The sequence below is a fragment of the Corynebacterium sp. HMSC056E09 genome, assembly GCF_001813425.1.
In the GTDB taxonomy this organism is placed as follows: Bacteria; Actinomycetota; Actinomycetes; order Mycobacteriales; family Mycobacteriaceae; genus Corynebacterium; species Corynebacterium hesseae.
On the sequence record NZ_KV812495.1, the window covers coordinates 72,817 to 98,995 of the forward strand.

A 26,179-nucleotide genomic window follows, 5' to 3' on the forward strand; every position below is an offset into this window, starting at 1 on the left:
CCTTACTCCCGCACGCTACTTTCCTTATTAATAACTTCTTGCACCCCGGTAGCCGCCTTCTGGCGACGCAGCCACCACACCAGCCAACACCCAATGACAATCACCGCAGCCAACAGCGCGTACATCCACCATTGCCAGCCCGGACCATGGGAGTTTTCAAACACCGACTCCTCCCCAGGCTCCATAGGAACCTGATGGCCACGCACCAGCAAGCGATGCGTGTTGATCCCGTACGGGGTGCACGTAATCAGTGTGACGTAATCCTGATCAGCGACTGGCCGTAGGCCATCTACCTCGCTCGGCAGCACAACTTGAATGTCGTCTACGACGTACTTCAATTTGTGGCCAGCAACCTGGATATAGAACACATCTCCCTCGGTGGCAGAGTCGAGGTGATCAAACATCGTCGAATTTGCCAGACCCGTATGCCCCGTAATGACGGAATGGGTTCCTGATCCACCGACCGGCAGGTCAGAACCATACAAATGCCCCAAACCACGCTGCAGTGTCTTATCTGCGGTGCCATGAAACACCGGAAGATCAACGTCTACTGCTGGGAACACGAGGCGGGCCATCGCTTCGGTCTCACCCAACTGCTTCAAATAAGCCTCATAGTCGGGATTGTCTACCCCGATACGGTTCAGCCACGGATCCAAGATCGGACCCGACGTATGTTCTTCGTTGTATGCATGTGCAGCATCCCACACCGAATCCTGCACCTGCGCCGGTGTCTCTTTATCCAGTCGCGCATATTCCTGCGCCACTCTTGAGGCGTTCCAATTGTTCCATGCGGTCGAGACCACTGGGTACAGCATCACCAACAACCCAACGACAACGATTACCGCCGGAAGGACTAGGCCTCCACGGCGCCTGTGCCGTCGGCCTGCATTTTGGCCTACCACCGTAGTCAACGACCCGCACCACCCAAAAGAATGTCCCACGCGCTAGCGCAGCGCGACCGGGATTACAACGAAAGAGAATGAAGGGGACTGAAGTCTATACCTAGCCCAGTCCCCTCACTGGGTCGAGCACCATATTTTGATTACCCGACCCGCAGCGCAGACCATCATGGACAGTCTGCGCCACCGGAACTATGCCCGGCTATTAGTTGCGCGCGGTACGACGAGCGAACCAAGCACCAGCAGCAACAATCGCTGCGCCAATAGCAGCCAGGATGCCCACACCGGCACCACCAGTATTCGGCAGGTTCGGGGTATCCTGCTTGACGTTGTCAACGTTAGCAACCAGAGTCACCGCGTCGTCACCTTCTCCGGTAGCTGCGATGTCCTTGCGGGTGAAGTTGATCTCCACCGGCTTGTCCAGCTTGGCGTAGCCAGCCGGAGCCTTGGTCTCCTTCAGACAGAACTTCTTGCTTGCCGGAACAACCTCCTTGCCATCCTCGAAGTCGGTGACGTGCAGGCCATCGATGGTGAAGGTACCGTCGGCGCCGGTGGTCCACTTTTTCGCGCCGTTTACCGTCAGCGGGTTCTCGAGCTTATCCTGCGCGGAGGCACATCGGTAGAGCTCGAACTCAGCGCCTTCCAGGACCTTGCCGGCCTCCTTGCCGTCCTTCTTAACAACCTTGAGCTTGCCGTGGTAGGTCACGACCTCGTTGGTCTGGTTCTTGACTTCCTTGCCGGTGTTCGGGTTATTGAAGATGACATCAGCCTGGTTCTTCAGCTCAGTGGTGTCGCCAACCGCCTTGCGCTTAACCTCGAAGGTCAGGGACATCTTGGCACCGGACTTGACCTTGGCAAGGCCCTGGTCGGTAAGGGTTACGACAAGCTTGTTGCCGTTGGCCTTCGGGTCATTGACCGTGTAGTCACCCGCAGTGAGAACCGTATCGCCAGCCTTAACTTCAGTGACCTTCTGGAAATCAAGGCGCTGGTCCAGCCGATCCTCGAAGCGGAAGGCCGTCAAGCTCTTGCCCTCGCCCCAGGTCGGAGCATCCGCGTTGATGGTGTAGGTGTACGCGTCCTGGATGTTCTGATCTGCATCCTTGACAGTCTTCTCGGTCTTGGTTTCCGTGTTCTTCGGGTACGCAATGACGTCGTAGTTCCAGGCATCCGATGCCTCGTTAACCATCGGCACCGACACGATGAACGGAGCACCGGCAACGATGCCGGCCGGAGCGTTAGTTTCCTCTACCAAGTAGATGCCCAAAGGCAGATCAGAGAACTTCGCCTCACCCTCGCCGGCGGTGGTTTTCTCGAAGGTGGTATCGGTCTTATCTCCGTCCTTGACATCTGCAGCAGCCTTCGGGAACTTGGACCAGTCACCATTCTGCAGGTCGTAATTCAGCTTGGTGATCTTGTAGGTGACGCCAGCGAGCGGTTCGCCCGGAACGCCTTCCATCTTTTGACCGGTAGCTGCAGTACCAGACTCAGCACCCTTCTTCTTGAAGAGGGTAATAGAGCCCTTTTGGTTGAAATTGATGTTTGCCTTGTTCACGGCGCCCTGCTCAGCAGCAGGCTGTGCATCGACAGCACCGTCTTGCGCCAGGGCCCCCGGAGCGGAGATACCCATAGAGAGGCCAACGACGGCAGCGAAAGTAACCGAACGAGCGGTACGAGAGATCTTGTTCACGGAAACTGGTCCTTTACACGAGTTCTGAAATGAGGCACCGCGCCTCATTGGCTGTGTGCAATCCATTCCCCACGGTTCACGCACCATGACCTGACTCGTTGCTAAGAATCTTTCGCCTGCCGAGAGTAGTTTTCAGGTGGAAACGTCTACGCAGGCGCCAACCTTAACTAACGATAGCCTGTGGATTACATAACTAGATTCTATCCCAGCGTGTTGGGCAAAGTCCCCGACTAAAGCTCCTCCCCCGCAAAACCGGCTAAACGTCTCAAGAATCCGCACGGTCCACCCAAACGTGAAGACTCCTTCTGCAGTTCAACTAATGTTTTCGAGACGTCATCTAGTTTCGTGTGAAATTGAACACATTGCCCATTTAAGGGGGTAAGCCTGCTCGATTTTACACCCGTTACATAGAATGCAAGCTTCACGCAGGAGAGTAGCTTCCCAGAGAGCACCTTCCAACGACGACGAAACGAACCATATATGCTGCCAATACCACCAGATAGAACATCCCCTTTGATGACCCATAAAAGGAAGCGTCACCAAGAGCGCTCAAGGCACCCTGAACTCATTTAGATTCTCAGCCTTCAACAGCCCACGTACCAAAGAGCTAATTGCGTTAAGATTCCTGACAAGAGCTCTCTACGTACTCTGAGCCTCGTCGGCGGCACGAAGGAGCGCGGCGTAGGCGCCGTTGCGCGCGAGGAGTTCGGCGTGGGTGCCGCGTTCGGCGATGCGGCCGGCATCGAGGACGACGATCTGGTCGGCATCGCGGATGGTGGACAGGCGGTGCGCAATGACCAGGCGGGTGGCGTCCGCACCAAGCACTGCATCCTGGATGGCGCGCTCCGTTTCGTTGTCGAGGGCCGAGGTAGCCTCATCCAGGATGAGCACCCGTGGGCGGCGCAGCAGCGTACGCGCCAGCGAGAGGCGCTGTTGCTCACCGCCGGAGAAACGGTAGCCGCGCGAGCCCACGAGAGTATCCAGCCCGTCGGGAAGCGCGGCGATGACCTCGTCCACGCGCGCGGCGTTAAGCGCCGCCCACATCTGTTCCTCTTTGGCATCGGGCTGTGCAAAGAGGAGGTTCTCCCGCACGGTGCCGTGGATGAGGTAGGTCTCCTGGGAAACCACGCCTATGACCGCCGCGCGCTGCGCCGGTGGAATGTCACGCAGATCTACCCCGCCCAGGTGCACGGTGCCTTCGGTGGGATCGGCTAGGCGTGCCAACAGTGCGGCGACAGTGGACTTGCCGGAACCGGTATGCCCCACAAGGGCCGTGGTGGTGTGGGCGGGGATGGAAAGGGAGACGTCGCTCAGCGCGTCGGTGTCGGTGCCGGGGTAGCGGTAGGAGACGTGGTGGAGGGTGAGGGAGGCGTCGGCAAGCTGGGCGGGCTGGGTGGCCTCAGTGAGTTCGGGCTCCAAGTCCAGGTACTCGAAGATGCGGCTGAACAGCGCCATCGACGCCACCCACTGCGCGCCCACGTTGAGCAGGCCGGTAATCGGGCGGAAAATCTGGGTCTGCAGGGTGGAAAAGGCGATGAGCGTGCCAATCGTAATCCCCGGGCGCAGGCCAGCCACCAGGTAAATCAGGGCCGGCATCACGCCGAAGATGATTTGCGTCAGCGCCATGCGCCAGCGCCCGGCCAGCTGCGATTCGAGCTCCAAGCGGATGAGGGAGCGCGAGGTCTTTTCAAACGCGCCATAGACCCGCTCCTGCGCACCCAACGTGGCCGCCAGTCGCATGCCGGAGACCGACAGGTTCTCCGAAATGGTCTGCTGCAACGTTGCCTGCGCGCGGCTGTTTTTCTCCATGAGGCTGCGACGCAGCACGGCGGCGCGGCGGGTCAGCCACACAGCCGGCGGCAGCACCAGCAAGGACAGCAGCGACAGCGTGGGTGAGAGCGCCACCATCGCCACCAGGGTGGCCACCGTCATGGTGAGGTTGCTGGCCACAGACGTCGCCGTGGTGGTCACCATGCCGCGCATCGCCGCGATGTCATTAGTCAGGCGCGACTGAATCTCCCCGCCGCGGTTGTTGGTAAAGAACTGCAGGGATTGGCGCTGCAGGTTGGCAAAGACCTGCGTGCGCAGCTCGTGCATGATGGTGTGCCCCACCCGCGCCGACAGGAAGGACTGAATAACGCCGATGGCCTGGGAGACCACGGTGATGGCCAGCATGCCGCCGACGAGCCACAGCAGCAGCGCGGTGTCGTGTTCAGGAATGGCCTCATCCACGGTGCGGCGCACCAGGAAAGGCTGCATCACCGTCAGCCCGGAGGTGGCGATGATGAGTGCCACCACCACAAGCAGCGTGCCGCGGTGCGGGGCGAAGAGGCCGGCGACGCGACCAAACTTCACCGGGTGCTGGGCCAGCTGATCGACGTCCGCGGGGTCCTTCACCGCGGTGTGCATCGGCCGGGTCATGGCTTAACCGCAGGTAACGATGGGCTGCGGGTCGTAGACCGTGGTGGTGGTCTCCCGGGAGATCTCCTTGCCGGAGAGGTCCTTGATCACGCGGGTATCCGAGGTGGTGAAGCCCGGCGCACCAGACGACGGCGAGCAGTCCTCACTCACCGACTTGCGCTGCGGCTCCGTCTTGGCCCAGCGGCCATTGTTGATGGACTCGACGTCGACTGTCTTCACGCCCTTGAAGCGCACGGTGATGTCGTTGCCGAAGCTGGTCTCGATGCGCACCGGGTGGTTGGAGGTGTTCTTGAACTGCAGGTCAATCGCACCTTCGTAGACGGTGGCCTCGCGGCCTGCCGGGTAGCGCGAGATGTAATAGGAGTGCGGGGTGTGCGCGACGTCCTCCATGCCGGCGAAGTAGGCGGCGTTGTACAAGGTGGTGGCGAACTGGGAGATGCCGCCGCCCACGGCAGCGCCCGCGTGACCATCGATGATGATGCCGGATTCCACGTAGCCCTGCGCGGTACCGCGTGGGCCGGTGTAGCTGTTGAGGGAGAAGGTCTCACCCGGGTTGACCACGGCGCCGTTGACCTGCTGGGCCACCAGGCGGATATTTGTTCCGGAGGCCCCGGAGAAGCCGCCAGTGGAGAACTCAGACACGGTGTCATCGAAGGTGGCCTTCTCCGCCATCTCGGTGGTGAAATCCGCGGGGTCCGGCTTGTAGTCGGCATCCCATTCGCGGTCGTCCTCGCTGCTCACGCGGTCCTCGAAGCCCTCGAAGGTCTTATCCCAGTCAATGATGGAGCCATCCACAGACGGCGTGATCTGCTTGTCATTGCCACTGAAGGAAATCTTGGCGTTGGTGCCGGGCACCTCGGAGCCTTGCATGCGCTCTTGGAAAAGCTCGCGTGCGCGGTTCTTGTCCACCTTGAGGCGCAGCTCGCCGTCTTCGGCGGCGATGGAGACGAACTGGGAAATCTCCGGCTTGCGCAGGGTGCCGGTGGTGTTGTTCTCGCCCTTCAGGGTGAGCGGGTTATCCAGCGCGCGGGCGGCATCCCCGGTGCGCATGGCCTCAATGGCCTCATCATTAATCTGCGGCTCCACCACCATCGGCTTAATCTCAACGCCCTCGGGGTCGAGCCAGTGCTTGACGACGCCCTCGTGCAGCTCCCCCTCGTCCACCGCCTGGCCCAATACGGGTGCGGTCTCCTTGAGGGAGCCGTCGATAAGCTCCAGGTTTCCGTCCTTCGGCTCGATCTTCAGCTCGTTACCCACGCGCTCGAGCTGGCCGGAGAGCTGGTTCTCATCGATGTCCACGGCAACAGGGATTTCCTGGGTGGGCTTGATGAAGCTGTACAGGCGCGAGAAGGGGTTCAGGGAGGCATCGGGGATGCCGTCGACGGCCTTCTGATAGTTCAGGCTCAGGCCGGAGTCCTGGGGGATAAGCTGCGAGCTTTTCTCCCCGGAGTGGATATCCACGGGCTGGGCCGCGACGTCCCCAAGCTCCTGCTCCAGCTTCTCCACCGCGGCGGTGCGCTCCATTTGGGAGATGTCCACGCCGCCGACCGACGTCGCGCGCGGAACCTTGTGCTGGTTGGCCATCACGTCCCACGCGTAGGCGATGCCGGCGATGAGTAGGAGGCCGACGAGCACGCCAAGAGTCACCTGGAGCCCCTTGCGTTGCTGCTGCCTATGTCCGATTGCCTTTTTCACGTGTACGAGATTAACGTCTGCCAGCTGGTTTTTACTAGTCGCGCTCCTGCTGGACCACGACTTCGGCAGCTGCATCAATGACCGCGTTAATGTCCTCGTCGGTGGACCACAACGGCATATCGGCACCTGCAGCAAGGGCTGCGGCCACGGCCTCCGGCACGCTGAAGTTCTCCGAAATAGAGGCCATTCCGCCCAGGTCATCGGTGTAAATCGTGCCCTCGAAGCCGAGTTCCTCGCGGGCCAGCTGGTAGGCCCGCGGGTTGAGGGAGGCAGGCTCCTCGCCGAGACCAGGGACCACGAGGTGTCCCATCATGAGTGCTGCTTCCGGGGCTTGCGGGAGAGCGTTGTGAAAGGGCACGAACTCGTGTCCATAGAGTTCTTCCAGCGGCGGGGTCACCGCCTCCCCCAGGTGCGTGTCCCCGGAGGCGCGCCCGTGGCCGGGGAAGTGCTTGAACACGGCCTTCACACCGGCGGCCTGCAGCCCGCGGGCAAAGGCCGCGCCATACTCGCCGGCGGCCTGTGGGTCGGTGGAGAAGGCGCGGTCACCGACGACCTCCAGGTCTCCCCCATCCACATCGAGCACGGGGGCGAAGTCCACCGTCACGCCGTGGGCGCGCAGGCTGTGGCCGATCTCCGTGGCCAGGGCCTCGACCTCCTCCGGGCTATGGCCTTCCGCCATGGCCTGCGGGGAGGGGTAGTCTCCCAAGATTTCGGAGAAGCGCTGCACGCGCCCGCCCTCGAAATCGATGGAGACTTCAAAGTCGCGCCCCATCTCCTCACGCAAAGCGTTTACTCCCCGCGGGCCATCGCTCAGCAGCTCGGGGTCGGCCCAGCTCGGGATGAAGAGCCCGCCCACGCCGGCCTCCAGCTTCGCGCGCGCATCGTCATAGTTCAGCGCAGGCGGCATGAGCTTGGCGGCGGCGCGGGCGCGGACGTCCTCGGGCGCGGCTTCCTGTGGTGCCGCATCGCCCGACGCGGCGCTCGGGGCCGCGGCGCTGGATTTGCTGGGCGGGGCGTCGGAAAGCACAGGCTCCTCACTACACGCGCTCAGCGCACAGGTAGCACTCAACAGGAGGGCGGGCATTGCTTTTCTCATGCCCACCAGTGTGCCTGAAGCACCCGCGCGGGAAACAAGCGGTTGTTAGGATGGTCACATGAATAACGGAGAGACCATGCTCATTGCCTATGACGGCTCCGACCGCGCCGACCGCGCCCTCGAGTACGCCGCGCGGCTCCTGCGCCCCACCGACGTCGAAATCCTCACCGCCTGGGAGCCGTCCGCACGCCAGGCCGCCCGCGCGGTCAGCCGCACCGGGCTGCACCAATCCACGGTCTCACCGGACAGCGTGGAGGATGACCCGGCCTATGAAGAGGCCCTCGCCATCTGCCACCACGGAATTGCCAAGGCCGAGTCCCTCGGCCTGCGCGGCCATGCCCACCTGGTGGAATCAGTGACGACGATTCAGAGCGCGATTGTCGACGCCGCCCAAGAACTCGACATCGACGTTATCGTCACCGGCACCCGCGCGCTCACCGGCTTCCGCTCCTTGTGGACGAATTCCACGGCGGAGTACATCGTGCGCAACGCCGGTCTCCCAGTCTTCATCGTGCCGCCGGAGAACGACGATGAGGACGACGCGGCAGAAAGCGACTCCTAAAGGCAGCTTTTAGCTGCTAGAATCTGGCGCCATGGCATTCGACAGCGATTCCCTCAACAAGCGCACTCTGGGCCCGGCCCTGGGCAGCGCGGTCGTCGGCGTGGCGCTGGGAGTCGTGACCATCCTGGGCATCGCGCAATTCTCGCAGGCAGATGCCGTGCCGAACGATAATTCCGTCAAGGCCTCCGACGCCGTGATGGGCGGGCCGGAGTACGGCTCCCGCGAGTAGCGTGCGCGCACGCATCGGGGGGCTTTTCTTTTTAGCCCTCGTGGTCCTGGTGCAGCCATGGGGGCTGACCGCCGCCGATACTAAGCACGACCTGGTGGCCAACCCGGCTGGGTTTTTGGCCGGCGCCCTGCACGCCTATACCGATACTTTTACGCTGGGCCAGCTGCAGAACCAGGCCTATGGATATCTCTTCCCGCAGGGCTTGTTCTTCTTGCTGGCGGATCCGCTTCCGGATTGGATAGCGCAGCGTGCCTGGTGGTTCCTAGTCCTGGCCGTGGGCTTTCTGGGCTTCTTCCGCGTGGTCCGCACAGTGCTTCCCGCCGCGCCGGGCTATGCCGCACTGATGGGCAGCCTCCTCTATGCGCTCTCCCCGCGCACGCTGACCACGCTGGGTGCGATTTCCTCGGAGACCTGGCCGGTCATGCTGGCCCCCTGGGTGCTGCTTCCCTTCCTGCGGCCGGGCCGGCTGTACTGGCGGGATGCCGCGCCCTCGGTGGTGGCGGTGGCCTGCATGGGCGCGGTCAACGCCACGGCCACGCTGGCGGCTTGCCTACCGGCGGGTGTGATTCTGCTGTGGCGGCGCGCGAGCAAGACTGGCCTGGCCTGGCTGGCCGGATGCGCTGCGGTATCCGCGTGGTGGATTACCCCGTTGCTGATCCTGGGCCGCTATGCCCCGCCTTTTACGGAATTCATCGAGTCTGCTGGCGTGACCACGCGCTGGCTCAACCTGGCAGAAATCCTGCGCGGAACCACCAGTTGGGCGCCGTTTGTGGATACCGAGCGCGTCGCCGGCAACGAGCTGGCCACCGAGCCGGTCTTCGTGCTCGTCACCGTGTGCGTTGCCGTCTTAGGACTCATGGGCCTGGCCCGGCTGCCGCGCGAGTGGGCCTTCATGCTGCTGGTGGGCGTGGCCGTGCTCGGCACGCATGCCACGTGGTACCTCGACGCGCTCGACGGCCCGCTGGCCGCGCTGCGCAACGTGCACAAGTTCGACCCGCTAGTGCGCATCCCGCTGGTACTCGGCGTGGCCGCGATTGCCGCCCGGGTGAGGTTGCCGCGGACGTTGTCCCCGGGGCGTCGTGAAGCAGCGGGCCTTCTGGTGTGCCTCGTGGTGATGGGCGCGACCGCCCCGGCGTGGGCGGGCAGGCTGCTGCCGAAGGGCGCGTACGAGGAGGTGCCCGGCTATTGGCACGAGGCCGCCTCCTTCATGAACAGCCTGGATACGCGCGTGCTCATCTACCCACCGGCGTCCTTTGCCCGCCAGGACTGGGGGTGGACGCGCGATGAGCCGGCGCAGCCGCTTCTCGACGTCCCCTGGGCCGTCCGCGACGCCGTTCCCCTCATCCCGCCCGAGGCAATCCGTGGTCTGGACGGTGCGATGGCGCAGATCGAACGCGATCCTGCCACCGCACCCGTGGTGTTGCAGCGCCTTGGCATCGGGGCCGTCGCGGTGCGCCACGACCTCATATCTGGTTCTTCGGACCACATACCGGGCGAGGTCCACACCTTCGGGGAGGTCGACGTCGTCGTCTTCGACCGCGACCTCTCCATGAACCTGACGCCTGCGAATCCGCCACGCGTGGCGGGCGGCGGGGAGTCGCTCGCGCTCCTCTCCGGACCTCACGAACTGGTCGCCTCCAACGCGGACATCGTCACCGATACGCCTGCGCTGCGCGACCGCAACTACGGCACGCTTTCCGGCCCGGTCTCCGCGCCGCTGGCCCCTGATGACCCTTCCACCGTGCGCAATCGACTGCGCGATTACCCCTCCGCCGGCCCGCTGACCCAGGTGGTGGAGCACGATGGTCGCGTCACCGCGTCCTCCTCTGCCGCGGATGCTTCTGCCTTCGGCGGGGCGAACCCGGCGCGTTCTCTTACAGCGGCCGTCGACGACGAGAACTCCACCGCGTGGTGGCCCGCGCCCGGCGATTCCGGTTGGCTGGAGCTGCACTCCGATTCCACGTGGACCTCGCCCACGCTGCGGCTGATGACCACCGGCACGACTGAGGTCACCATCCACAACGGCGACTCCAAGGTGACGGTCACCATGGAGGCCTACCGCGCCCGCGATATCCGCGTGCCCGGCGCGAAAGCCTCCACCATCCGCATCGAGCCGCAGCGCCGCACCGGAATTGCGGAAGCCTCCATCGTGGATCAGCCCACCCCGCGGCGCATCGTCACCGTGCCCGATACCTCGCCCGATGCCGAGCAGTTCCTCTTCCAGCAGGACAACGAGCACATCCTCATCCGCTCCTTTACTACCCCGCGCGACATGACGGTGCGGGTCTCCGGTGAGAAGACAGTGCTTATCGACGGCTCCCCCCACGCCCCCAACTCCACCCTCAACCTGCCCGCCGGTCAGCACCTCCTGCGCACCACCGGCGACTGGGCGGCGCTGACCGATACCGCATCCTCCCTGCCCGCGCCCCTTCCCGCTTCCTCTGACCGCTCTTCAGCCGCAGCCGGGTCTTCCGCCGGCTCAGCCGCCACATCCGGTGCTGACCACGGCTATACCCCGCTCGCTGCCGGTGAGACCATCGAGCCCGCCGACCACGACCGCCTCCTCATCACCGGCCGTGCCTTCAACGAAGGCCTGCGCGGCGAGCTGCGCTCCCCCAGCACAGCTGCGGTCTCGACGCCAGGTTCAGCACAAGACTCAGCGCCGGACTCAACGCCTGCCTCCAGCTCGGAACCACTGCCCCTCGAACCGCGCTCCATCGATGCCGACACGCAGGCCTTCCTCATTCCCGCCGGTGCCGGCGGCACCTTCCACATGTCTTTTGCTGCCGACCGCGCCTATCGCGTCGGCTTGGGCCTCGGCGGCGCGCTCGCCGCGCTGACCACCGCGCTGTGCCTGCTCGTCATGGCCCGCGGCCCCCGCCCTCACTCCGCTTCCCCCGCCGCCTCCGCTGCTTACACGGCACACAACACCGCCTCGTCCAGCCCTGCTACCCACTCGTCTACCTCGGCGCGTGTCCTTCTAGCCCTGCTCATCGCGGCAACGATGGCGCTCGTCGCGGGCCTGCCCGGTGTTGCCGCCGCGGCCGCGGCGTGGGCCATCACCCGCTGGACCACGTTGCGCTCCGACTACTTGGCGGGCGCGCTGACCCTGGCTGCGGGCGCGATGCTCGCCCGCGCACCCTGGCCCACGGACGGCTACGCCGGCGACTCGCTGCTCGTGCAACTGCTCTGCGCCGCGGCCATCACGTGTGCCTGCCTCCCATCCCGCCGCACGTCCTAAGTACCCGGCCCCGCCCCAGATGGTTTCCCTCAAAAGGTACTAGTCAAAAGGTGTCTTTGGGGGCAGGGAAACCATCTGCGGCGATGTAAAAGGTTTGTTTGGGGTCAAGTAAACCGTTTGACTAATGCCTTCTGGAAAATGCCATGTGTGAAGTGCCGTCTACGGCCCCGCCGAACCGGCGGAATCAGTAAAACCGGCGGCGTTGGCAAGGGATCCGGAACCGCCAGAGCTCGCGGAATCGGCGGCGAGGCGCGGCAGCGAACGCGGAATGGTGATGCGGCCGCGGGCGAAGGAGCGGATGAGGTCGCGGCCGGGGACCTCGACAAGCGCGTAGGTCGCAGCAGAAAGCACACAGCTAACGACCACCGTGAAGACCAACACCACCGCGAAATCCCCGGCAGAGCCGGAGAAAGCAGACACGCCCAACAGCGGGAAGGCAATGGCCAGCACCGCTACGTGCCACATGAAAACACCATAAGACCAGCGGCCCAGCGCTCGCATCACCTCGGAAGAAAGCCAGCTTTCCCGCGGGGCCAGCGCCACCGGCACCACGATGCACGCCCCGCACACCGCCCCCGCCGCAATGCGCCGCGCAAACTCACCCGGTTCTGGATGCACCAAGCCCTGCGGGCCGAACCACTCGCGGCTGGCCAGCCACACGCAGCCCGCCGCCACCGCCCAACAGGCGGGACGCACAATCCGCCCAGCACGCAGGCGCACCTGCGCGGCCTCGGCCTCCGCGGCCAACATTCCCACCGCAAACCACGAGAAATACGCGGGCGGCCAAATCTGCGTATTGACATCGCCGGATTCATATCCGGCCACAAACGGCAGAAAACCCCAGAACAAACTCAGCACGCCAGCTCCAGCAATAAGTGCAACCCGCGGGCGCGCCGAGAGCTTATCCAACAACCACGCCAACAGCGGCAACACCGCGTAGAAGGCGAACTCCACGCACAGCGACCACAATTGCGTTAACCCGGGAACCAGGCCATCAGCAATATAGAGCTGCGTGCCAGTCAGGTTGGTGATGACCTGCGGGAGGGTTAAGGGGGAAGCGTCGGGAAGCAAGGCGAGGACTACCACCACACACACCACATACAGCGGTGCCAAGCGCGCCACGCGGGAGAGCACGTACTGCCCCGCCGTGTGCGCGTGCCGCCGGCGCCACAACAAGAAACCGCTGAGGACGAAGAAGACCGCCACCCCGTAATCCAGGCGCTCAGCCCAGGCCCAGCCGGTGGCCGTCTGAAAGGACACGTGCGTGACCACGACTGCCAATGCTGCCAGCGCACGCACGCCTTCGAGCTCAGGGAGAAAGCGCATGGCCCACTACGATACTATTTCTGCAGTGAATCCCTCGACCGATCGGAGCTGACGTGTTCCTTCGCTCCCGCCTAGCGCAGGTGACGATTGCCGCCGCGGTGTTCCTCATACTCGGGTCCATCCTTCCGCCGCTGTACAACAACCAATCCCGCCCACTGCCCAGGGACCTCAACCTAGAGATCCACGCAGAGCACGACGGAGCCACGTTTACCCGCCACACCACCACCGCCCCCGCGATGAAGGATTCCGTGGCCCGCGCGCAGTCCACCGTGGACCTCACCTTCAACGGCGAGACCATCGCGCACATCACCGAGGAATCCCAGCTCAACCGCGAATCCACCTACCCGGTGGCGGGGCCGAACACGACGCAGCACATCGAGCTGCCCGCCTTCGACGTACAGGTGGAAGACCGGGTGGAGCGCGACGGCATCAGCTACTTCTTCCCCTCCGGCGCGGAGCAGCGCTCCTATCCCTTCTTCGATCCGCTGACCCAGGACACGGAGCCCATCGATTTCCTGCGCGATGAGAAGCTCGACAGCATCCCCACCTACGTCTTCCACCAGGATGTCGCGCCGGTCTCGCTCGGGGAGGTCTTCGCCTTCGAAGCCCACCGCTCCGGCCCCGCGGGCGATTTTTACTCCGCGGAGTCCTTGGAGCGCTACAACCTCAAGCCGAAATCACACGTCATCCTCGAGCCTTTCTACGCCGTGAGCCGCACGGTGTGGGTGGAGCCCACGACCGGCACCATCGTCAACGAGGAGGAGCACCCGCGCATCTTCTGGGCCACGGACGCGCGCCAGGCCCAGGCCATGGTCGATGCCGATGACACACACGAGCGTGCGCTTCTCGACGTCCCCCTCTCCTGGTCCGATTCCACCCGCACCGAACGCCTCGACTCTGTTCGCCGGGTCATCGACACAGTCAAAATCTTGAGCCTCGTCGGCTGGCTGGGCAAGGCCATCGGCGTGGCGTTGTTGGCGGTGGCGGCCGCGATGTTCATGCGCCGCCATGCAGCGCAGAGCGCGTAGGCGCCCGTGATTACGTCCCGAGCATCCCTTGCGGTGCGCGCCGCCCTCTGCGCCTGGGGCGTGGCGCTCGTGCTCGCGGTGTGTTGGCCCTTCGTGCTGCCCGGCGAGTTCCTGTGGCGCGACATGGTGCTGCTTGACCGCCCAGCCCTGAGCGCTGCCGCCTTCGGCGCCGGTGACCTTCCCGCCCGCAATGCACCGCAGGACGGGGTGCTTGCCTTATTCGGCGGGGCGTGGCTGGCCAGGGTCTTCATCCTTGCTGCTGCGAGTGCCTCGGCGTGGGTGGCGGGCCGGTGGGCGCGCGAGTCCAGCCCGTGGGCGGCGGCCGCTGCGATGGCGTGCGCGGTGGCCAATCCTTTCGTCATCGAGCGCCTCCTGCAGGGCCAGTGGTCGCTGGCAGTCGCCGCCTGGTTAGCGCCCGTGATCGCGTGGGGTTGTTTAAGCTACCACCCGCGCGTGGCGTGGCTGGCGCTGTGGGCCGCGTCCTTGACGCCCACCGGCGGGCTCTTCGGGGGACTCATCGCGGTTGTCTGTGAGCGCGAAAGGCGGTGGCTCTTCGCGGGCGGCTCAGTTTTGCTGTGGTTGCCGTGGCTAGTTCCAAGCCTCGTGGCCGGTTCGCCTACCACCCACGGCGACCCCGCCGCCCAAGCCGCGGCCTTTGCCCCGCGCGCGGAGGCCTACGTGGGTGCGGTCGGCTCGCTGCTCGGCTTCGGCGGCATCTGGAATGCCGCGGCGGTGCCGGCCTCTCGCGAGCAGGGCTTCGCCCTGGCGGGACTTGCCGTCGCCGCCCTCGCTGTCCTGGGCGCTGCCCGCCTTCCCCGGCGCGAGCTGCGCCCGCTCGCGGCCCTGGCGGTTCTCGGCATGGGCCTGGCCATCCTCGGCGCACTCGCCCCAGGTCTCACCGCCTTCGCCGTGGAGCACGTCCCCGGTGCGGGCCTACTGCGCGATTCCTCCAAGCTCACCTTGCTCGCCCTGCCGCTGGCCGTGGCGGGTATCGCATCCCTGCGCCAACTTCCTGCCGCACTCGCGCTGTGCGCCTGCCTGCTCCAGGCTCCCGATGCACCGCGGGAGCTCGCCGTGTTACTCCCACGCGAAACGGGCATCGACCGCCAGCTCGTCGAAGACCTTGACGGCCGCCTGACCTTCTTCGCCGACCGCTCAGCCATGGTGCCGCTTGACGGCGGCATTGCCCTCGACCCCTATTCCAAGGCCGCCAACAAGCTCGACTCCGGCGAGCTCACCGTCGACGGCATAAACGTGGATCAGCCTGCGCCGCGCTACCTGGCGGCCACCGAAGCCTGGAACACGCGCGACCTCGCCCGGTTGGAGGAGCTCGGCGTGGGCGCGGTCGTCGAAGCGGGAGGCATCGTTGCCACCACCAACGCGCAACCGGCACCCGCCCCGTGGGGGCTTAGCGCCGCCTGGTGCGCACTTCCGCTTCTAGCAACTCTTCGAAGCGCGCACCGGTTTTCTCCCACGAAAAAGTAGCCGCCAACTCGCGTGCCGCGTTGCCTAAACGGTGGCGGAGGGAGGGGTCGTCGACAAGCATGCGCACCGCCGGCGCGAACTCCTCCTCGCACCGCACCAGCACACCGGTCTTGCCGTCGATAACACTGTCTTGCAGGCCAAACGCATAACCTACCGTGGGCACCCCATGTTGGGCCGCCTCCATGACTGCCAAACCCCAGCCTTCTTTTCGAGACGGCATGAGGTGGACATCAGCGCGCGCGAGCAACGCATGTTTATAGTCCTCCGTCACCTGACCACGGAAGCGCACGCGGTCTTCCACCCCGTGGGCACGCGCATACTCGCGCAGGTGGGATTCCCACCAGCCGGAACCGATGACGTCGAGAAGCGCGCCCGGAATCCGCGCCACGGTGTCCATGGCATGCTCAATCTGCTTGTGCGGCACGAGGCGCGACAGCGTCACCAGGTGGATATCGGCCTCGCGCTCCAAGGTGGGCACGTGTGACGGCAGGGGGTCCACGCCGTTCTCAATGATGTGCGCGCCGTGAATCCCCAGCTTCTCCAGGTCGCGCTTCGAAGCCTCCGAGACCGTCACCCACGTGTTCTCACGGTAGATCCTTGGCACCACGCAGGATTCCAGGAACCACCCCAGCCGCGCCAGCACGGGCCCGGCCACCGGCCACTGCTCGCGGTGACAGTGATGCGTCAGGATCACCACGGGCGCGCGAGTGGCCAGGCGCGCGAAGAAGGGGATGCCGTTGTGGGTATCCACCACAACGTCAACGTCGCGCGCGCCACACAGCATCCACAACAGCGCGCGCGGATACACGCTGAACTTGGCCCCGGCGCGCGAATAGAGCACGCCGTTTCGACGCTCGCGCTTGGCGGCGTTCATGTGGCGCGCGGTGCGGAAGACCACCTCGTGGCCCTGGGCAGCGAGGTATTCCCCGACGCGCTCAAGGTAGCGCTCGGAGCCACCACCTTGCGGGTGGGTGGAATCGCGCCAGCACAAAAGAAGGATTTTCATGTCGAGGAACTAGCCTAGTGGGTTATGAAACGCACCCGTGCCTTGGCCACACTGCGCCGCTCCTGGCGGCTGCTGCGCTCCTTCCGCTTCGAGCAGACAGCGCCCGCGGTCTTTTATGGCGGCTTGGCTGAGGACACCGCCGCGCTTGTCGACGCCCTCTCCCGCGACCATTCCCTCTCCCTCACCGGCGCGCGCGTGCTCGACGTCGGGGGCGGGCCCGGCTATTTCGCTTCGGCCTTTGCCCAGCGCGGGGCCAGCTATGTCGGGCTGGAGCCGGACGTGGGCGAGATGGCCGCCGCCGGCATCGAGGTGGCCCAGGCCGTGCGCGGCGACGGCACTAGTTTGCCCTTCGCGGATGACATCTTCGACATCACGTATTCCTCCAACGTGGCCGAGCACATCCCCAACCCGTGGGACATGGGTGAGGAGATGCTGCGCGTAACCAAGCCCGGCGGGCTGGTGATCTTGAGCTACACGGTGTGGCTAGGGCCTTTTGGCGGGCATGAAACCGGCCTGTGGGAGCACTACGTGGGCGGCGAGTTCGCCCGCGACCGCTATACCCGCCGCCACGATCACCCGCCGAAGAATGTCTTCGGCACCTCGCTCTTTGCGCTCTCCGCCCGCGAGGGCTTGGACTGGGCGCGCAGCGTGGCTCCGCCTAGCCCACAGGGCGCAGAGTTCCTCGCGGCCTTCCCGCGCTACCACCCTGCCTGGGCCTGGTGGGTAACAAAGGTGCCGGTGCTGCGCGAGTTCCTCACCTCCAACCTGGTCCTCGTCCTGCGCGCTTAAGCCCCTAAAACGACGAAAGCTCCCCCGCAGGGGAGCATCCGTTTAACCGCGATGATTAGGAGGCAGACTCAACGCGCTCCTTGAGCGCGGTGAACTGGTCCCACACCTCAGACGGAACGCGGGAGCCCAGGAAGGTCAGGTACTCCTTGTTGTCTTCCATGTCACCAGCCCAATCGGCCGGGTTCACGGAAAGGGCCTCGCGGACGTCCTCGATGTCGAAGTCGATGCCGGTGAGGTCGATATCCTCCGGGCGGGCGGTGTGGCCCACGACGGTCTCGACGGCGTCGACGTTGCCCTCAATGCGGTCCACAATCCACTTGAGAACGCGGGAGTTCTCGCCAAAGCCCGGCCACAGGAAGCGACGGTCCTCACCGCGGCGGAACCAGTTCACCAGGAAGATGGCCGGCATACGGTCGCCGCCCTTTTCACCCATATCTACCCAGTGCTGCAGGTAGTCACCGGCGTTGTAGCCCATGAACGGCAGCATGGCCATCGGGTCGTGGCGCAGGGCGCCGACCTTGCCCTCGGCGGCAGCGGTCTGGCCGGAGGAGAGCAGGGCGCCAATCATGGTGCCGTGGTTCCAGTCGAAGGCCTGGGTCACCAGCGGGACGGTATCCGCGCGGCGGCCGCCGAAGAGGATGGCGTCAATCTTGACGCCCTTCCAGTCATCGAATTCCGGCGCAGCGGTCGGGCACTGCGTAATCGGCACGCAGTAGCGGGAGTTCGGGTGAGCCGCCTTGGTGGTCGAAGCCGGGGTCCAGTCGTTGCCATGCCAGTCGATGAGGTGCTCTGGGGCCTCGCCCATTTCCTCCCACCAGACGTCGCCATCGTCGGTCAGCGCGACGTTGGTGAACAGGGTGTTGCCCGGCTCCATCGTCTTCATGGCAATCGGGTTGGAATCGTAGTTGGTGCCCGGTGCCACACCGAAGAAACCGTTCTCCGGGTTGACGGCGTACAGGCCGTCCTCGCGCAGCTTCATCCACGCGATGTCATCGCCCACGACCTCAGCCGACCAGCCCGGAATCGTCGGGGTAATCATGGCCAGGTTGGTCTTACCGCAGGCGGACGGGAAGGCGGCCGCGATGTGGTACTTCTTGCCCTCCGGGTTGGTGAGCTTCAGGATGAGCATGTGCTCTGCCATCCAGCCCTCTTCCTTCGCCATGACGGAAGCGATGCGCAGCGCGTAGCACTTCTTAGCCAGGATGGCGTTTCCGCCGTAGCCGGAACCGTAGGACCAAATCTCCTTGGTCTCCGGGAACTGCGTGATGTACTTCTTGTCGTTGCACGGCCAAGCGACGTCCTCCTGGCCCGGCTCCAGCGGGGCACCCACGGAGTGCAGAGCGTGGACAAAGTCACCGTTGTCCCCGATCTTGTCTAGGGCCTGCTGGCCCATGCGGGTCATAATGCGCATGGAGAGCACAACATAAGCCGAGTCGGTGAGCTGCACGCCGAGCTTGGGGTCCGGATCACTAATCGGGCCCATGCAGAACGGCACGACGTACATGGTGCGGCCCTTCATGGAGCCGCGGAAGGCCTCGGTCATCTCTTCCTTCATGGCTGCCGGCGGGGCCCAGTTATTGGTCGGGCCAGCGTCCTCAGCAGTCTCAGTGCAGATGAAGGTGCGGGACTCCACGCGGGCAACATCCGAAGGATTCGAGCGAGCCAGGTAGGAGTTCGGGCGCTTCTCCTCGTTGAGCTTAATTAGGGTGCCCTTTTCCACTAGCTCGGCGGCGAGGCGGTCAGCCTCCTCCTGGGAGCCGTCTACGAAGACGACCTCTTCCGGCTGGAAGAGCTCGACACTCTCACTGATCCACGAAATAAGCTTCTCGTTCTTCGTGGGCAGTTCACCTACAAGGCCCTTAATAGTTGCGGTCATCTCACATTCTCCTGTGGTCGGTGTGGCCAGGGTGCTTTATTTCGCCGAAGGTTCCCCCAACGACGTTTCACCAACCAGAGTACGGACACTGGTGATAACAGAATGTGTAATGCCCGCCACCCCGGTTATATCCACCCAGTTCATATCGACTATGTCGAGGACAGCGGAGTGTGAAATGTGGCACCCACCGCCCTCAATCGCCCCCATACGGGGGTTTCGTTTCTGTGGATCACCCATCCCGTACGCCCGTCCCGCTACCCCCACGGCGTCCTGTGTGGCCTCCACCGAGGCGCCCCTCCACCCTCCACGGCGCGGCACGTTGCCCCTCACCCCTGCTTAAGGGAACAATGTCAACTGATGAATAGCGCAGACTCTTCCCAGAATCCCGCCGCGCAGATGCCTCACGGCCGCGGCCTCCAGACGGATTTCAACGCCGAGTTCAACAATGATTTGGACTACCCACGCCTCGGCAACGTGACCTTCCGTCGCGGCACCCTCACCGACAACCAGAACGCCCTCTTCGAGGAGCACTGGCCACGGTTGGGGCGCCTGCTTGCCGACGAACCCCTCGACATCCCCGCCTGGTTCGGCCGCGAGGGGGCGAAGACCATCGTCGAGATCGGCTCCGGCACCGGTACCTCAACCGCAGCCATGGCGCCACTCGAGCAGGACACCAATATCATCGCCGTCGAGCTCTACAAGCCGGGCCTGGCCAAGCTGCTAGGTTCCATCGTGCGCAACGATATTGAGAACATCCGCATGGTCCGCGGCGATGGCATCGAGGTTCTCATGCGCATGTTCGCGCCCGAGTCCCTCGACGGTATCCGCATCTTCTTCCCGGATCCGTGGCCCAAGGCCCGCCATCACAAGCGGCGCATCATCCAATCCGGCACGCTCAATCTTTTTGCTTCCCGCCTGAAACCCGGCGGCGTGCTCCATGTGGCCACCGACCACGCCGGCTATGCCGAGTGGATTAATGAGCTCGTCGAGGTCGAGCCTTCCCTCGACTACAAGGGCTGGCCCTGGCCGGAGTGCCCCATCCTCACCGACCGCCAGGTCATCACCAAGTTTGAGGGCAAAGGCCTGGATAAGGAACACGTCATCACCGAGTACCTGTGGGAGAAGAAGTAATGGCCGGAACCTACCTTCTGGTGTGGGATGCACCCAACATGGACATGGGGCTCGGCGCCATCCTCGGCGGGCGCCCCACCGCCGCCTACCGCCCGCGCTTCGACGCCATCGGCCGCTGGCTGGTGGACCTGGCCTTTGATAACGACGCCACCCCCGAGGCCGCCGTTTTCACCAACGTCAGCCCCGGCGGCGCCGACGTCATCCGCCCCTGGGTCGAGGCTATCCGCAACGTCGGCTTCGCCGTGTTTGCCAAGCCAAAGCTCCACGAGGACGATGATGTCGACCCCGACATGGTCGAATACATCAAGGCCAACCGCGAGAACCTCTCCGGTGTCATCGTGGCTTCTGCCGACGGCCAGAACTTCCAGCACCTGCTTGAGCAGCTCTCCGCTTCCGGCCTGCCCACCTGCGTGCTTGGATTCCACGAGCACACCTCCTGGGCGCTGACCCATCCCGATATCGAGTTCGTCGACCTCGAAGACATCGAGGGTGTCTTCCGCGAACCGCTGCCGCGCGTGAACCTGGACAACCTGCCTCCAGGCGGCGCCTGGCTGCAGCCTTTCCGCCCGCTGTCCGCGCTGCTGCCGGACCGCGCGCCCGAGCACAAGTAGGAGCCGCATGTTTTATTCTTGGGGCCGCTTCTCCTATGCCCACCGCAAGGTCATCCCGCTCATCATCGTGGGTCTCATCCTCGGCCTCTTCTTCGGCTTCGGCACCCGCCTGGGTGACCGGATGAGCCAGGAGGGCTGGGAGGATCCTTCGGCGGCGTCGACAAGCGCGACACAGATCGAGCTCGAGACTTTCGGCCGGGACAATTCCGGCGACGTCATCCTGCTTTTCGATGACCCCGATGCCCACGCCGCCGAGGCCAAGGCCTTCCTGGATGAGCTCAAGGCGCAGCACCCGGAGCAGATCGACTCCGTCACCAGCTACTTTGATAAGCGCAACCCGAACCTCATCACGCAGGATCACTCCACGGCCTTCGCCGCCATCGGGCTGAAGGGCGACGGCGAGCAGACTCTCAAGGACTTCCGCACCATCGAGGATTCGCTGCACGCTGCCGACGTCCCCGTGCAGGTCGCGGGCGCCACGGCCGTGGCCGACGCGCTGGATGAGGGCATGGCCAAGGACATCTCCCGCGCGGAGAAGGCCGCGCTGCCGCTCGTCGGACTGCTGCTGCTGATTGTCTTCGGCTCCGTCGTCGCGGCCTTCATGCCGCTCGTCGTGGGCGGCCTGTCCATCCTGGGCTCCCTGGGTATCCTGTCCATCCTGGCTGGCTTCCAGCAGGTCAACGTGTTTGCGCAGGCCGTCGTCACGCTGCTGGGCTTGGGCTTGGCCATCGACTATGGCCTGTTCATGGTTTCGCGCTTCCGCGAGGAGCTGGACAAGGGCCGCGATACCAAGGAGGCCGTGGCGATCACCACCGCCACCGCCGGCCAGACCGTGGTCTTTTCCGCCGCGATGGTGGCCGTGTCCCTCTCCGGGCTCTTCCTCTTCCCGCAGGCCTTCCTTAAGTCGGTGGCCTATGGTTCCATCTCCGCCGTCGGCCTCGCCGCACTCCTGTCGGTGATGGTGCTGCCGTCGTTGTTTGGCATGCTGGGCCCCAACATCGACAAGTGGACTGTGCGAAAGACCTCGCGCCGCGGGCGCCGCATCGAGGACACGTGGTGGTACCGGATGCCGCGCTGGGCCATGGGCCGCGCGGGTCTAATGACCACCGCCATCTGCGCCCTGCTCATCGCGCTGGCCATGCCGGTGCTGGGCGTGAAATTCGGCGGCATCAACGAGACCTACCTGCCGCCCAACCAGGACGCGCGCGTGGCGCAGGACCAGTTCAACGAGCAATTTCCCTCTTTCCGCACCGAGCCGGTCAAGCTCGTGGTGAAGAACGCGACCAACGAGCAGCTTGTCGACGTCGTCATGCAAGCCCGCTCCATCCAAGGCCTCACCGAACCGATGGGCCCGAAGACCGCGACCGTCGACGGCACGACCGTCCTCGGCGCCGGCATCCAGGACCGCGAGGACTACGCGCGCATCGTCCACGAGCTCGAGAACATTGAGGCACCCGACGGCGTGGAGCTTTATGTCGGCGGCACCCCGGCGATGGAGGTCGAGTCCCTCGACGCGCTCTTCGACACACTGCCCTGGATGGCCCTCTACGTGGTTCTGGCCACCTTCATCCTCATGGCGCTGGTCTTCGGCTCGTTCATCCTGCCGCTCAAGGCCATCATCATGACGCTGCTCTCGCTGGGTGCGACGCTGGGCATTTTGACGCTCATGTTCGTCGATGGCCTCGGTTCCGGCCTACTCAACTACACCGCCGGTCCGCTGATGAGCCCGATTCTGGTGCTCATCATCGCCATCGTCTTTGGCCTGTCCACGGACTATGAGGTCTTCCTGGTCTCGCGCATGGTGGAGGCCCGCCGCCGGGGTGCGTCCACGGACGAGGCCATCGCTGCGGGCACCGCGCACACAGGCGGCATCATCACGGCGGCCGCGCTCATCATGATCGTGGTGGCGGGGGCCTTCGGCTTCTCCGACATCGTGATGATGAAGTACATCGCCTTCGGCATGATTTTTGCACTGCTTATCGACGCCACCATCGTCCGCATGCTCCTCGTCCCCGCCGTCATGCACCTCCTGCGCGAGGACAACTGGTGGGCTCCGCGCTTCCTCACCCGCCTTACCCATCGCCTCGGCGGCGACAACGCCCCGGCTGCCGAGCCGGCCCTGGCCACCGCATCCGCTGCCGCGCCAACGCCCACCGCCCCAGCGCTGAACTACGAAGAGGCCGCACCGGCTGCGCAGGACGACGCGCCCCACTCCCCTGTGACTTCAGCAGAACAGGTTGAGGAGGCGTCGCCAAGCGATGCTCCTGTACGCGGGGACCGCAGCGCCGACACCGACACCGAGCTCATCCCCTTCTCCGAGCTGGTCAAGCGCCTTAAGTCCACGGATGATCGATGAAGAAGAACTGGCTGACCTGGATAGTCTCCCTGCTGATTCTGGCCGCGCTGGCGTGGTTCTTCCGCGACCAGCTGGACTTCATCTCCGAGGGGCTACAACGCCTGCGCCACACTGAACCTTTCCCCGTGGTGCTGGTGGTGTTCTTCGCGCTGCTGTCCATCGCGGGCATGGCGGAAGTGATGAAGCGGCTCATCGGAGCGGGCGGCGTCAAGGTGCCGCTGCGCGAAACCTACGCCATCACGCTGGCCTCCAATGCCTGGTCCACGACCTTGCCGGCGGGCCCTGCCTTTTCGGCTTTGCTCACCTTCCAGGTGCAGCGCCGCTGGGGTGCGTCGGTGGCGCTGTGCAGTTACTTCCTGTTTTTGTCCTCGATCATTAGCTCGATGTTCCTCGCACTCATTGGCTTGGGCGGGGTGTTTTTCCTCAACGCGGATATGGCTCTGGGGTCGCTCATCACCACGGTTGTCCTCATGCTCGCCGCCCTCGGCGGCGTCTTCTGGCTGACCTCGCACCCGGTGACCCTCGAGGGCTGGCTGCGCAAGCTACGGCCCGGCCCGAAACGGGACCGCGCGATTCAGGAGGTCCGCAACCTCGGCGAGGTCCACCTTTCGCGTGGCCCCTTTGCTGTGGTTGCCGGGGCGTCGCTAGTTCACCGCCTGGGGGATATGGCTGCGCTGTGGGCATCCGTGTGGGCGGTGACCGGGGAGATTCCGTGGCTGCGCGCGGGTGCTGATGACACCACCCTGGCCGGTGTGGCCCTGGCCTTCCTGGCCGCGAAGCTGGCTGGCTCCGCGCAGGTCACCCCGGGTGGCGTGGGCACGGTGGAGGCCGCGCTCATCACCCCTCTGGTGGCGACAGGCCTGACCGTGGTGCACGCCACCTCCGCGGCCATCATCTACCGGCTTATTTCCTTTGCGCTCATCACTATCATTGGATGGGTCATCTACTTCGCCCACTACGCCCGCGATGGCTTTTCTTACGCGGCGTTGAACCGGAAGGAATCCTAAATGCGCGTTGCCCCGCTTATCGACGTCCTCGCTCTCGCCCTCTTCGCCATCTTCGCCCGCCTGGCGCATGGTGGCCTGAGCTTTAGCTCCTGGGTTGATGCCTTCTGGCCGTGGACCGTGGGCGCGCTCGTGGGCTGGATCATCATCATGGCGACGAAGCTGAGCGGCCTGTGGAAGGAGGGCGTCGTCGTGTGGCTGAGCGCCATCATTGGCGGTATGGCCCTGTGGATGCTGGTCAACGGCCGCCTGCCGCACTGGTCCTTCCTCATCGTGGCCACCGTAATGTCGGCGCTGTTCTTCTTTGGCTGGCGAGCCATCGCGGCCTTTGCTTCCCGCTCCCGCGCCTAGAATCTGTGACATAGTCGGTTACCCGTCGACCTCCTTTCACCCCTTTACGCCCTTGCAAATGGACGTTTGAGCTGGGAGTTTGGCGTTCCGGTTGCGGGATAGTTAGGGGCGGTTTAGTGTGTGAGGCATGAAGTTGGGGGACTTACTCGGGGTACTCGCTCGCGGCATGCACGTCGTCTCCTTGTGCGCGGGGCACACGCACGAGGACATGCTGGCGCTGGGCGCGACGCCGCGCGTGGCGCGGCAGCTCGAGGGACTTCACCGCGTTTATTTTGGCCAAACTGCTTTCAGCGCCAAGCAGCGCCGCGCCCGGGAGACTAACCATGCGCTGGATACGCTGCTGCAGATTGAGCGGCATGTGGCGCGCGTCAAGAACTCGCGCCAGGCATGGGACTTGCGCGTGGAATTGTGTGCGACCCCAGAAGGCGAGATTGCGGGTGTGGCGAAGCGCAGGCTCGCGGAGCTCACACCCGAGCCCACTCCTGGCGTCCGCGTGCGACGCAGCACGGGCGGCATGCACAAGCTCATCATCACGGATCGCCCGCGCGCGATTGCCAATCTAGTAGGCACTCTCAAAGCCACGTCGGAGGACCTGCTCAAGGCAGTCCACGAGGTCTTTTCCGGAAGCGGCGCGCCGAAGCCGGCGTTGCATGCTCACGTCATTGTGCGCCTCGAACAGCTGGACAAGATTGTGCGGGGCGAGGGCGATGACATCCTTCTGCAGGCAACCGACGGCGGCACGATGACAGGCGCGGAGTTCCTCCGCACCACGTTTTCTGAGCGTGGCTTCGTCTCCCTCTTCCATCCGGTCGAGGGGCCGGTCAATGTGTATTACGGCAGCCGCTTCGCCAACGATAAGCAACGAATCCTGCTCAGCGCAGAGCATCCGACGTGCGCTTGGCTCGGCTGCACAAGACCTGCCGCGGAATGCCAAATGCACCACATCAGAAGGTGGCAAGATGGCGGACCGACGAACCTCGACAACCTCGTGCCGCTGTGTAAATACCACAACGCCATCAATGACGATGACCCCGCCCGCCCTACGCATCGCGGGCGTATCGACCGCATCGAAGGCCGCATGGCGTGGCTGCCTCCCGACGGCGGACCACCAGTCCCCCTCCCCAGCCCGGTCTGGGATTAAAAAAGCCCCTCCGCAAGGAGGGGCTAGAAGCGCTGGCTTACTTCGAGCTCAGGGCGGAAACGTCCACGCCGGCCTGGTTGAGCAGCATGATGACGAGGTTGATGATGTCACCGCTGAGGTCAAGAACGCTAGAGAGCATTGGGTTTCTCCTTTGATTGAATTCCTAGTCTTTAGGCTTATCGGATAAAACAGGCTCACATGTTACGCCGAGACACAAAATTCAGCGCGATCCGCAGGCCTTCTTC

Annotated in this window: 20 protein-coding genes; 12 read left to right on the forward strand and 8 right to left on the reverse strand. The window is 64.4% G+C overall.

Translation table 11 applies throughout. The features are described 5' to 3' along the window. Positions 1-2 precede the first annotated feature (2 nt). The 5 genes from HMPREF2912_RS06720 to HMPREF2912_RS06740 form a co-directional block, all read right to left on the reverse strand. The gene (locus HMPREF2912_RS06720) at positions 3-911 is read right to left on the reverse strand and encodes a class C sortase (protein WP_049378962.1); all 909 of its coding nucleotides are present in this window, start codon (positions 909-911) and stop codon (positions 3-5) included. A gap of 193 nt (positions 912-1,104) precedes the next feature. Beyond that, the gene (locus HMPREF2912_RS06725) at positions 1,105-2,586 is read right to left on the reverse strand and encodes a SpaH/EbpB family LPXTG-anchored major pilin (protein ID WP_070683652.1); all 1,482 of its coding nucleotides are present in this window, start codon (positions 2,584-2,586) and stop codon (positions 1,105-1,107) included. A 639-nt stretch (positions 2,587-3,225) separates the two neighbouring features. Next, the gene (locus tag HMPREF2912_RS06730) at positions 3,226-5,007 is read right to left on the reverse strand and encodes an ABC transporter ATP-binding protein (protein WP_070683654.1); all 1,782 of its coding nucleotides are present in this window, start codon (positions 5,005-5,007) and stop codon (positions 3,226-3,228) included. A 3-nt stretch (positions 5,008-5,010) separates the two neighbouring features. Next, the gene (locus tag HMPREF2912_RS06735; protein WP_210396378.1) at positions 5,011-6,702 is read right to left on the reverse strand and encodes a VanW family protein; all 1,692 of its coding nucleotides are present in this window, start codon (positions 6,700-6,702) and stop codon (positions 5,011-5,013) included. Between the two features lie 34 nt (positions 6,703-6,736). Further along, complete coding sequence (locus HMPREF2912_RS06740; RefSeq protein WP_070683658.1) at positions 6,737-7,798, reverse strand: glycoside hydrolase family 3 N-terminal domain-containing protein; 1,062 nt, start codon at positions 7,796-7,798, stop codon at positions 6,737-6,739. A gap of 58 nt (positions 7,799-7,856) precedes the next feature. Here HMPREF2912_RS06740 and HMPREF2912_RS06745 point away from each other — a divergent pair, with 58 nt between their 5' ends. The 3 genes from HMPREF2912_RS06745 to HMPREF2912_RS06755 are packed head-to-tail and all read left to right on the forward strand — an operon-like array spanning position 7,857 to position 11,830. Further along, positions 7,857-8,360 (forward strand): universal stress protein, encoded by a 504-nt coding sequence (locus tag HMPREF2912_RS06745; RefSeq protein WP_070683660.1) that lies wholly within the window; start codon positions 7,857-7,859, stop codon positions 8,358-8,360. Between the two features lie 31 nt (positions 8,361-8,391). Next, complete coding sequence (locus HMPREF2912_RS06750; RefSeq protein ID WP_010188604.1) at positions 8,392-8,589, forward strand: DUF2613 domain-containing protein; 198 nt, start codon at positions 8,392-8,394, stop codon at positions 8,587-8,589. A gap of 1 nt (position 8,590) precedes the next feature. After that, a complete protein-coding gene (locus tag HMPREF2912_RS06755) occupies positions 8,591-11,830 on the forward strand; it encodes an alpha-(1->3)-arabinofuranosyltransferase domain-containing protein (RefSeq protein WP_070683661.1) in 3,240 nt (1,079 codons plus the stop codon). A gap of 159 nt (positions 11,831-11,989) precedes the next feature. Here the strand turns inward: HMPREF2912_RS06755 and HMPREF2912_RS06760 are convergent, their stop codons facing one another. Next, the gene (locus HMPREF2912_RS06760; protein WP_070683663.1) at positions 11,990-13,156 is read right to left on the reverse strand and encodes an acyltransferase family protein; all 1,167 of its coding nucleotides are present in this window, start codon (positions 13,154-13,156) and stop codon (positions 11,990-11,992) included. A gap of 53 nt (positions 13,157-13,209) precedes the next feature. On the opposite strand from HMPREF2912_RS06760, the gene HMPREF2912_RS06765 reads away from it, so the two are divergent. Further along, positions 13,210-14,184, forward strand: a complete 975-nt coding sequence (locus HMPREF2912_RS06765; protein WP_070523757.1) for a PorA family protein — start codon at positions 13,210-13,212, stop codon at positions 14,182-14,184. Between the two features lie 6 nt (positions 14,185-14,190). Continuing rightward, complete coding sequence (locus tag HMPREF2912_RS06770) at positions 14,191-15,669, forward strand: MmpA family trehalose lipid delivery protein (RefSeq protein WP_232755645.1); 1,479 nt, start codon at positions 14,191-14,193, stop codon at positions 15,667-15,669. Here the strand turns inward: HMPREF2912_RS06770 and HMPREF2912_RS06775 are convergent. Then, on the reverse strand, positions 15,593-16,675 hold the full coding sequence (locus tag HMPREF2912_RS06775) for a glycosyltransferase family 4 protein (protein ID WP_070683664.1): 1,083 nt from the start codon (positions 16,673-16,675) through the stop codon (positions 15,593-15,595). The genes HMPREF2912_RS06770 and HMPREF2912_RS06775 overlap by 77 nt on opposite strands. Before the next feature lie 24 nt (positions 16,676-16,699). On the opposite strand from HMPREF2912_RS06775, the gene HMPREF2912_RS06780 reads away from it, so the two are divergent. Then, positions 16,700-17,464 (forward strand): class I SAM-dependent methyltransferase, encoded by a 765-nt coding sequence (locus HMPREF2912_RS06780; protein WP_070597003.1) that lies wholly within the window; start codon positions 16,700-16,702, stop codon positions 17,462-17,464. 55 nt (positions 17,465-17,519) lie between these two features. Here HMPREF2912_RS06780 and HMPREF2912_RS06785 read toward each other — a convergent pair whose 3' ends face one another. After that, the gene (locus HMPREF2912_RS06785) at positions 17,520-19,340 is read right to left on the reverse strand and encodes a phosphoenolpyruvate carboxykinase (GTP) (protein WP_070523769.1); all 1,821 of its coding nucleotides are present in this window, start codon (positions 19,338-19,340) and stop codon (positions 17,520-17,522) included. A gap of 357 nt (positions 19,341-19,697) precedes the next feature. On the opposite strand from HMPREF2912_RS06785, the gene trmB reads away from it, so the two are divergent. The 6 genes from trmB (at position 19,698) to HMPREF2912_RS06820 (ending at position 25,934) form a co-directional block, all read left to right on the forward strand. After that, positions 19,698-20,471, forward strand: a complete 774-nt coding sequence (gene trmB, locus HMPREF2912_RS06795) for a tRNA (guanosine(46)-N7)-methyltransferase TrmB (protein ID WP_070531906.1) — start codon at positions 19,698-19,700, stop codon at positions 20,469-20,471. Beyond that, positions 20,471-21,082: an NYN domain-containing protein gene (locus tag HMPREF2912_RS06800; protein ID WP_070597005.1), complete on the forward strand. Its 612-nt coding sequence runs from the start codon at positions 20,471-20,473 to the stop codon at positions 21,080-21,082. The genes trmB and HMPREF2912_RS06800 overlap by 1 nt, the downstream gene beginning before the upstream one ends. A gap of 7 nt (positions 21,083-21,089) precedes the next feature. Beyond that, entirely contained in the window at positions 21,090-23,438 is a 2,349-nt protein-coding gene (locus HMPREF2912_RS06805; protein WP_070683666.1) for an MMPL family transporter, read from the forward strand. Further along, complete coding sequence (locus tag HMPREF2912_RS06810; protein ID WP_070523780.1) at positions 23,435-24,445, forward strand: lysylphosphatidylglycerol synthase transmembrane domain-containing protein; 1,011 nt, start codon at positions 23,435-23,437, stop codon at positions 24,443-24,445. Before HMPREF2912_RS06805 ends, HMPREF2912_RS06810 begins: the two co-directional genes overlap by 4 nt. Then, positions 24,446-24,793: a DUF3054 domain-containing protein gene (locus tag HMPREF2912_RS06815; protein ID WP_070523783.1), complete on the forward strand. Its 348-nt coding sequence runs from the start codon at positions 24,446-24,448 to the stop codon at positions 24,791-24,793. A gap of 127 nt (positions 24,794-24,920) precedes the next feature. Next, a complete protein-coding gene (locus tag HMPREF2912_RS06820; protein WP_070523786.1) occupies positions 24,921-25,934 on the forward strand; it encodes an HNH endonuclease signature motif containing protein in 1,014 nt (337 codons plus the stop codon). Positions 25,935-26,179: the final 245 nt, after the last annotated feature.

Coding starts and splice junctions, on each gene's coding strand:
- HMPREF2912_RS06750 (WP_010188604.1), top strand. CDS start 8,392: ATGGCATTCGACAGCGATTCCCTCAACAAGCGCACTCTGGGCCCGGCC.
- HMPREF2912_RS06815 (WP_070523783.1), top strand. CDS start 24,446: ATGCGCGTTGCCCCGCTTATCGACGTCCTCGCTCTCGCCCTCTTCGCC.
- HMPREF2912_RS06800 (WP_070597005.1), top strand. CDS start 20,471: ATGGCCGGAACCTACCTTCTGGTGTGGGATGCACCCAACATGGACATG.
- HMPREF2912_RS06775 (WP_070683664.1), bottom strand. CDS start 16,675: ATGAAAATCCTTCTTTTGTGCTGGCGCGATTCCACCCACCCGCAAGGT.
- HMPREF2912_RS06760 (WP_070683663.1), bottom strand. CDS start 13,156: ATGCGCTTTCTCCCTGAGCTCGAAGGCGTGCGTGCGCTGGCAGCATTG.
- HMPREF2912_RS06730 (WP_070683654.1), bottom strand. CDS start 5,007: ATGACCCGGCCGATGCACACCGCGGTGAAGGACCCCGCGGACGTCGAT.
- HMPREF2912_RS06820 (WP_070523786.1), top strand. CDS start 24,921: ATGAAGTTGGGGGACTTACTCGGGGTACTCGCTCGCGGCATGCACGTC.
- HMPREF2912_RS06745 (WP_070683660.1), top strand. CDS start 7,857: ATGAATAACGGAGAGACCATGCTCATTGCCTATGACGGCTCCGACCGC.
- HMPREF2912_RS06780 (WP_070597003.1), top strand. CDS start 16,700: ATGAAACGCACCCGTGCCTTGGCCACACTGCGCCGCTCCTGGCGGCTG.
- HMPREF2912_RS06785 (WP_070523769.1), bottom strand. CDS start 19,340: ATGACCGCAACTATTAAGGGCCTTGTAGGTGAACTGCCCACGAAGAAC.
- trmB (WP_070531906.1), top strand. CDS start 19,698: ATGAATAGCGCAGACTCTTCCCAGAATCCCGCCGCGCAGATGCCTCAC.
- HMPREF2912_RS06810 (WP_070523780.1), top strand. CDS start 23,435: ATGAAGAAGAACTGGCTGACCTGGATAGTCTCCCTGCTGATTCTGGCC.
- HMPREF2912_RS06740 (WP_070683658.1), bottom strand. CDS start 7,798: ATGAGAAAAGCAATGCCCGCCCTCCTGTTGAGTGCTACCTGTGCGCTG.
- HMPREF2912_RS06805 (WP_070683666.1), top strand. CDS start 21,090: ATGTTTTATTCTTGGGGCCGCTTCTCCTATGCCCACCGCAAGGTCATC.